Here is a 6,659-nt window from a genome sequence, read left to right as displayed (position 1 = left end):
CCGGGGATCCATGCACGCCCGCCCCCGGGACTCCGGGTATGCCGGCGGCTGGGGGCCGAGACCGGCCGGGCCCACCGACGGAGGGAGCGTGAGGCATGCCTCCGGCGCCCGGAACGTGATCGGGCGCACCAGGCGCACCGGCAACAGGCGCTTGAGGCCCACCGGACGCACCGGGGCCACCTTGAGGAACGCCGAAGTACCCGAGCGGGCCACCCTGCCCCACCCCGGCCCGTCCGTCCCGCCCCCTCAACTCGCCCCAACCACCGCCGGATTCAGCCTGCTCAGGGTGCCCGGCACGAGCCTGCGGAACACCGCGCGCGGGAGTGCCGTCGGGGAAGCGGGGGGTGCCGTGTGCAGGCGTGCCGTCAGAAAAGCGCGGCGTGCCCTGTGCCGGAGTCCCGTCGGGAAATCGGGGACTGCCGTGCGCAGGAGTCCCGTCGGCCAGGCGGGGAACACCACGCGCCGGAGTGCCGTCGGGGAGCCTCGGAAAGCCATGGGCAGGAGTGCCGTCAGGAAGCCTCGGGAAACCGTGCGCCGGGGTCCCGTCCGCGAAACGCGGCCCTCCACGGCCCGGGTTCCCGTCCCCGAAACGCGGCGCACCCGGCCGGCTAGCCCCCGGCTGAGCCCCCTGACCCGCTTGACCCGGCTGGCCCGCTTGGCTCGGCCTGCCCGCTTGACCAGGTTGGCCCGCTTGGCTCGACCTGCCCGCCTGACCCGGCTGAGGCCCTTGACCCGCCCGAGCACCTTTGCCGGTGCCGGCGTTGGCGTTGGCACCAGCACTGGCGCCGGTACCTATGCCTCCGTCCGCGGAGTCACCCTTGGTGGTGGATTTACGGCGACTATGGCGTCCCACGTCGCCCCCTCAGCTCCCTGTGTTCGTATCGTCGCCCTTGCCATCACCCGCGGCGCCGGAACCCGCACCCGCACCCGTGGCAGCACCGCCGCCCTCGCTCACCGTACTCACCGAACCGCCATCACGGACCCCCCGCGCACCACCCCGGCCGCCGCGGCCCAACGCTTCCGCGTCAACCGTCCGACGGCCCGTCACCACACCCGCGCCCCCGCCGGTACCCATATCGGTACCGATGTCCGCGCCGACCTCCACCGTCGTACCCGACTCCCCCGCGTCCGCGAGCAGTTCGCGAAACGCCGTGGCCACGATCTCCGGGTACTCCATCATCGCGACGTGCCCGGCGTCCGGCAGGGACAGCAGTCGGGAGTCGCGGAAGGCGCGGGCCGCTCGCTGGGCCATGCGGTAGCCGACCAGTTGGTCCCGGCGGCCGTAGACGAGCAGGGTCGGGGCGAGTACGCGCTCCGCCTGGCGCCAGAGGCTGTGTTGGCCGCCCAGGGTGTACGCGTTCACGACGCCCCGGGAGGAGCGGGCCATCACATCCCAGAAGTACGGCAGTTGCAGCCGCCGTTCCAGTTCCTCGACCGCGTAGCGGAACTCCTCGGGCGTCACCTGGCCGGGATCGCCGTAGCAGAGGCCCATGACGCCGCGGACGCGCTGTTCGGCCGTCCATTCCCTGCTGACGCGGGTGAACAGCGAGGCCACTCCCGGTACGCCGAGCAGCGCCGTCGGGACCGCCGTGCGCTGGACGCGGAGCTCAGGGAGGGCCGGGGAGACCAGGGTGAGCGTGCGGACGAGGTCCGGGCGGACGGCGGCCACGCGGGTCGTGATCGCGCCGCCAAGGGAGTTGCCGACGAGGTGCACCGCGCCGCGTCCGGCCGCGTCGAGGTAACGGATGACCGCGCGCGCGTGCCCCGTGACCGAGTAGTCGCCGTCGTCCGGTGGCGGGGAGTCGCCGAAGCCCGGCAGGTCCAGGGCCTCGCTGTTGACCACGCCGTCGAGCTCGGCCATGAGCAGCGACCAGTTCTGCGAGGAACCGCCGAGCCCGTGGACGTACAGCGCGGGCGGGAGTCCTTCGCGCACCGGTGGCCTCGACCGCACCGTGAGGGTCATCCCGGGCAGCCCGACCGACCTGAGCCGCTCACCGTCGCCGACTCTGACGGGCGCCACTTTCGGGAGCACGGCGGCGACCGACACGGAGGGCAGCTCTGTCGAAGACATGCGGCAATGTTACGAGACGATCACGCTGTGGTTCATGTGTTCGCCGTCACAGACAGCGAACGGGCCGACGGCGGACGGGCAACCGAGCGACTGCCCCGCCCATCGCATGGCGTCCGGATCGGGTGTCTCCTAGGCTCGTACACAGGGCACCCGCACGTGGCCCCCTGCTTCGTCAGGAACGTACAGGGACGTACAGGGACGTACTAGGAACGGAGCCCGCCATGGCCGTCGACCCCACCGATCCCGAGACCTTCGAGGACGAGAGCGGCGCCGCCGAACTCGACGTCGAGACCCCGGAGGACGACGCCGCCGAGCAGTTGGCCGAGGTGACGCCGAACCGCGAGGACCCACTGACCGAGGTGGACCCGGACTCCGCGAACGAGGCCGATGTCATCGAACAGGCCCGCGTCGTCTCCATCGACGAGGACGACTATCGCTGACCGCCTCACGGTCACCACCGTCCTCAGCCCCACCCGGGAGCGTGCACCAAACCGCGCACCTCTGCCCGCTCCATCCCCTTTCAAAACACTTTGCACGACTTCCGTCACCGTCCGGTCCGTGAAATTCTGCGCTCGCAGCGCGCACACCAGGGTTACCGAAAAGTACGATGGCGGCGCGGCGCTCACCGCATGAGGACGACATTTGGGAGGCGGCGTGACAGCCATCGAGCAGACAGAGGCGGCGCGCCCGCGGGGCACCCGCCTGCCGCGCCGTGCCCGACGGAACCAGCTGCTGGGCGCCGCCCAGGAGGTCTTCGTCGCGCAGGGTTACCACGCGGCTGCGATGGACGACATCGCCGAGCGCGCCGGCGTCAGCAAGCCGGTGCTCTACCAGCACTTCCCCGGCAAGCTCGACCTCTACCTGGCCCTCCTCGACCAGCACTGCGAGTCGCTGATCCAGGCGGTGCAGACCGCGCTCGCGTCGACGTCCGACAACAAGCAGCGCGTCCGGGCCACGATGGACGCGTACTTCGCCTACGTCGAGGACGACGGCGGCGCCTTCCGGCTGGTCTTCGAGTCGGACCTGACGAACGAGCCCGCCGTGCGCGAGCGCGTCGACAAGGTGACGAACGAGTGCGCCGTGGCGATCTGCGACGTCATCGCCGAGGACACCGGCCTGTCACGTGCCGAGTCGATGCTGCTGGCCTCGGGTCTGGGCGGCCTCGCCCAGGTCGTCGCCCGCTCCTGGCTGCACAGCGACCGCAGTGTCCCGCGCGACCAGGCGGTCCAGCTGCTGGCCTCGCTGGCGTGGCGCGGCATCGCCGGTTTCCCGCTGCACGGAAGCGAACAGCACCACTGACCCCCGGGCTCCCCTTTTGTTCCCGTCCGCTGTTCGCTCCTGGCGTTCCCGGCGCGGAACATCTACGTCCCCTCACCGGGCTAGTGTGTGCTGCGTACGGCGCGGAAGATCGCGCACTTTGCTGACCGTCGGAGGGACATAGCGTGGAGGTCAAGATCGGCGTGCTGCACACGCCTCGCGAGATCGTTCTGGAGACCGGTCAGAGCGCCGAGGAGGTCGAGCAGGCCGTGGCCGAGGCACTGACCGGGAAGGCTCCGCTGCTGAGCCTCGTGGACGAGCACGGCCGCAAGGTCCTCGTCCCCGCCGACCGGCTCGCCTATGTCGAGCTCGGTGAGGCGGCCCCGCGCAAGGTGGGCTTCGGCGCGCTGTAGTCGCGAACTGACGAGGGGGCCCGGTGACCGGAAAGGTCACCGGGCCCCCTCGCGTTTCCATCACAGATGGAGCACAAGTCGCCCACAGAGGAGGATTGCATTCCGCAGGTCACGGGTATGACCGGCTACGACAGCAGTACGCAGGCCGACCGTGGGAGGGACCCCCGTGATGATCCTGGAAGCGCTCGGCTCCGCCGTGCTGGGTCTGCTGCTCGCATGGGCGGCCACCCACCGGCTCGCGGACCGTCTTCCGGCCCGCACCCTGGTCTTCTCCACCGGTGTCGCCGGAGCGCTCTTCGGCGACTTCGTCACCCACAGCGCGCTGGGCCCCGGCAGTGGCCTGCCGAGCCTGCTCGGCGCGGCGGTCGTCTCGGCCGCCTCGCTCTCACTGCTCCTTCGACCCGCGAGACGACTCCGGGGACGGTCCGCCCCGGCATAGCCGTCCCCCGCACAGCAGTAGTTAGGCGGCGAGCCCCAGCGCCGCCATCCGCTTGGTGTGCGCCTCGGTGATCCGGGAGAACATCCGGCCCACCTCCGCGAGGTCGAACCCGTCCGCGACACCGCCCACGAGCATCGTCGACAGCGCGTCCCGGTCGGCGACCACTCGCTGGGACTGCGACAGTGCCTCACCCATCAACCGCCGTGCCCACAGGGCGAGTCGGCCACCCACACGCGGGTCCGCGTCGATCGCCGCGCGTACCTTCTCCACGGCGAAGCTCGCGTGCCCGGTGTCGTCGAGGACCCCGAGCACCAGCAGACGGGAGTCCTTGTCGAGGCGGGCGGCGACCTCGCGGTAGAAGTCGCTGGCGATCGAGTCGCCGACGTACGCCTTGACGAGCCCTTCCAGCCAGTCCGAGGGGGCCGTCTGCTTGTGGAAGCCGTCCAGAGCCGCGACGAACGGCTGCATCGCCTCGGTCGGCTCGGCCCCGATCTCCGTGAGCCGGTCCCTGAGCTGCTCGAAGTGGTGGAACTCGGCCGACGCCATCTTCGCCAGCTCCGCCTTGTCCGCGAGCGTCGGCGCCAGCTTGGCGTCCTCCGCGAGCCGCTCGAACGCCGCCAGCTCGCCGTACGCCAGCGCGCCGAGCAGGTCCACGACCGCGTTGCGGTACTGCGGGTCGGCGGCGGCCGTCGCCCAGTCCTGGGCGGCGACTCCGGTGGGTTCGGCGGGCGCGTCGGAGGCGTTGTCAGCGGTCGTCATGAAGCGCACAATAGCCCGCTCACCGCACGACGGAAGGCCCTGGTCAATCAGTGTGACGACGACTACGTGACCAAATCGGCCAACGCATGTGCGTGATTCCGGGGTATGGTGGTAATGCGCCCGCCGAGTATTCGCCGGGCCGCACGAATGAGGATGCCCGGTCGGTGGCCCGATCGGCTCCGACCCGACAGCCCTCCTCGCCCGTACGGCACTTTGCGTACGAAGTTCGGAGGGGGACCCTCAGCGGTTCGAGCGCTAGAGCGTCGGCAGTGGTCCCGTGCTTCACGGCTTGCCCTCACGGGTTGTCCGTAAGGCAGCCGACGTCCCCGGCACGGTCCTGACACGACCCCCGCGCTCGCCTCGCACCGCGCACACAGAAGAGGCAGCACCCTGACTACTTTCCGAGAGCTCGGAATCCTTCCCGAGACCGCTGAGGCCCTTGAGGCCGTAGGTATCGTCTCCCCCTTCCCGATCCAGGAGATGACACTCCCCGTCGCCCTCACCGGCACGGACGTCATCGGCCAGGCCAAGACCGGCACCGGCAAGACGCTGGGCTTCGGCCTCCCGCTCCTGGAGCGCGTCACCGTCCCCGCCGACGTCGAGGCCGGCCGCGCCAAGCCCGAGCAGCTGACCGACGCCCCGCAGGCGCTCGTCGTCGTCCCGACGCGCGAGCTGTGCACGCAGGTCACGAACGACCTGCTGACCGCCGGCAAGGTGCGCAACGTACGCGTCCTCGCCATCTACGGCGGCCGGGCCTACGAGCCGCAGGTCGAAGCCCTCCGCAAGGGCGTCGACGTCGTCGTCGGCACCCCGGGCCGACTGCTCGACCTCGCCGGCCAGAAGAAGCTCGACCTCAAGCACATCAAGTCGCTCGTCCTCGACGAGGCCGACGAGATGCTCGACCTGGGCTTCCTGCCCGACGTCGAGAAGATCATCAACTTCCTGCCGGCCCGCCGCCAGACGATGCTGTTCTCGGCGACCATGCCGGGCGCCGTCATCGGTCTCGCGCGCCGCTACATGTCGCAGCCCACGCACATCCGCGCCACCTCGCCGGACGACGAGGGCGCGACGGTCGCGAACACCGCGCAGTTCGTCTACCGCGCGCACAACATGGACAAGCCCGAGCTCGTCGCCCGCATCCTGCAGGCCGAGGGCCGGGGCCTGGTCATGGTCTTCTGCCGTACCAAGCGCACCGCGGCCGACCTCGCCGACCAGCTCCAGCAGCGCGGCTTCGCCTCCGGCGCGGTCCACGGCGACCTCGGTCAGGGCGCCCGCGAGCAGGCGCTGCGCGCGTTCCGCAACGGCAAGGTCGACGTGCTCGTCTGCACCGACGTCGCCGCCCGCGGTATCGACGTCGAGGGCGTCACGCACGTCATCAACTACCAGTCCCCCGAGGACGAGAAGACCTACCTGCACCGCATCGGCCGTACCGGTCGCGCGGGCGCCAAGGGCATCGCGGTCACCCTCGTCGACTGGGACGACATCCCGCGCTGGCAGCTCATCAACAAGGCGCTGGACCTCGGTTTCCCGAACCCGCCGGAGACGTACTCCACCTCCCCGCACTTCTTCGAGGAAATGAACATCCCCGCGGGCACCAAGGGTGTCCTGCCCCGCTCGGAGCGCACCCGCGCCGGGCTGGCCGCGGAGGAGGTCGAGGACCTCGGCGAGACCGGCGGTCGCGGCGGTCCGCGTGGCCGGGGCGGTCGCGATGGCGGCAGGG

At 70.9% G+C, this 6,659-nt stretch carries 8 protein-coding genes; 5 read left to right on the top strand and 3 right to left on the bottom strand.

Annotated elements, in window-relative coordinates; all coding sequences use genetic code 11:
- The coding region (locus R6V09_RS42410; RefSeq protein ID WP_317886821.1) for a hypothetical protein at nt 1-213 on the bottom strand (213 nt) is incomplete at its 3' end.
- Between the two features lie 649 nt (nt 214-862).
- Nucleotides 863-2,071 (bottom strand): alpha/beta fold hydrolase, encoded by a 1,209-nt coding sequence (locus R6V09_RS42405; RefSeq protein WP_317886820.1) that lies wholly within the window; start codon nt 2,069-2,071, stop codon nt 863-865.
- Nucleotides 2,072-2,292: 221 nt separating this feature from the next.
- On the opposite strand from R6V09_RS42405, the gene R6V09_RS42400 reads away from it, so the two are divergent.
- From R6V09_RS42400 to R6V09_RS42385, 4 genes are all read left to right on the top strand, one after another.
- A complete protein-coding gene (locus R6V09_RS42400; RefSeq protein WP_317886819.1) occupies nt 2,293-2,511 on the top strand; it encodes a hypothetical protein in 219 nt (72 codons plus the stop codon).
- Between the two features lie 214 nt (nt 2,512-2,725).
- Nucleotides 2,726-3,370 carry a TetR/AcrR family transcriptional regulator gene (locus tag R6V09_RS42395; RefSeq protein ID WP_200714443.1) on the top strand — a complete coding sequence of 215 codons (645 nt, stop codon included), beginning with the start codon at nt 2,726-2,728 and terminating at the stop codon, nt 3,368-3,370.
- A 143-nt stretch (nt 3,371-3,513) separates the two neighbouring features.
- Nucleotides 3,514-3,741 (top strand): DUF3107 domain-containing protein, encoded by a 228-nt coding sequence (locus R6V09_RS42390; protein WP_019072095.1) that lies wholly within the window; start codon nt 3,514-3,516, stop codon nt 3,739-3,741.
- Nucleotides 3,742-3,910: 169 nt separating this feature from the next.
- Complete coding sequence (locus tag R6V09_RS42385) at nt 3,911-4,180, top strand: hypothetical protein (RefSeq protein ID WP_317886818.1); 270 nt, start codon at nt 3,911-3,913, stop codon at nt 4,178-4,180.
- Between the two features lie 21 nt (nt 4,181-4,201).
- On the opposite strand, the gene R6V09_RS42380 is transcribed toward R6V09_RS42385, so the two are convergent.
- Complete coding sequence (locus R6V09_RS42380) at nt 4,202-4,939, bottom strand: ferritin-like fold-containing protein (RefSeq protein ID WP_317886817.1); 738 nt, start codon at nt 4,937-4,939, stop codon at nt 4,202-4,204.
- A 480-nt stretch (nt 4,940-5,419) separates the two neighbouring features.
- Between R6V09_RS42380 and R6V09_RS42375 the strand changes: the two genes are divergently transcribed.
- On the top strand, nt 5,420-6,659 hold a 1,240-nt coding region (locus tag R6V09_RS42375; protein WP_317886816.1), incomplete at its 3' end, for a DEAD/DEAH box helicase.

It is taken from the genome of Streptomyces sp. W16 (genome assembly GCF_033194735.1).
Classification (GTDB): Bacteria; Actinomycetota; Actinomycetes; order Streptomycetales; family Streptomycetaceae; genus Streptomyces.
The sequence above is the reverse complement of the archived record's forward strand: the minus strand, read 5'-3'. Positions and strand labels throughout refer to the sequence as shown.

Bases quoted from the DNA above. Each gene is read 5' to 3' on its own strand.
- R6V09_RS42405 (WP_317886820.1), bottom strand. From the start codon at position 2,071: ATGTCTTCGACAGAGCTGCCCTCCGTGTCGGTCGCCGCCGTGCTCCCG.
- R6V09_RS42400 (WP_317886819.1), top strand. From the start codon at position 2,293: ATGGCCGTCGACCCCACCGATCCCGAGACCTTCGAGGACGAGAGCGGC.
- R6V09_RS42385 (WP_317886818.1), top strand. From the start codon at position 3,911: ATGATCCTGGAAGCGCTCGGCTCCGCCGTGCTGGGTCTGCTGCTCGCA.
- R6V09_RS42380 (WP_317886817.1), bottom strand. From the start codon at position 4,939: ATGACGACCGCTGACAACGCCTCCGACGCGCCCGCCGAACCCACCGGA.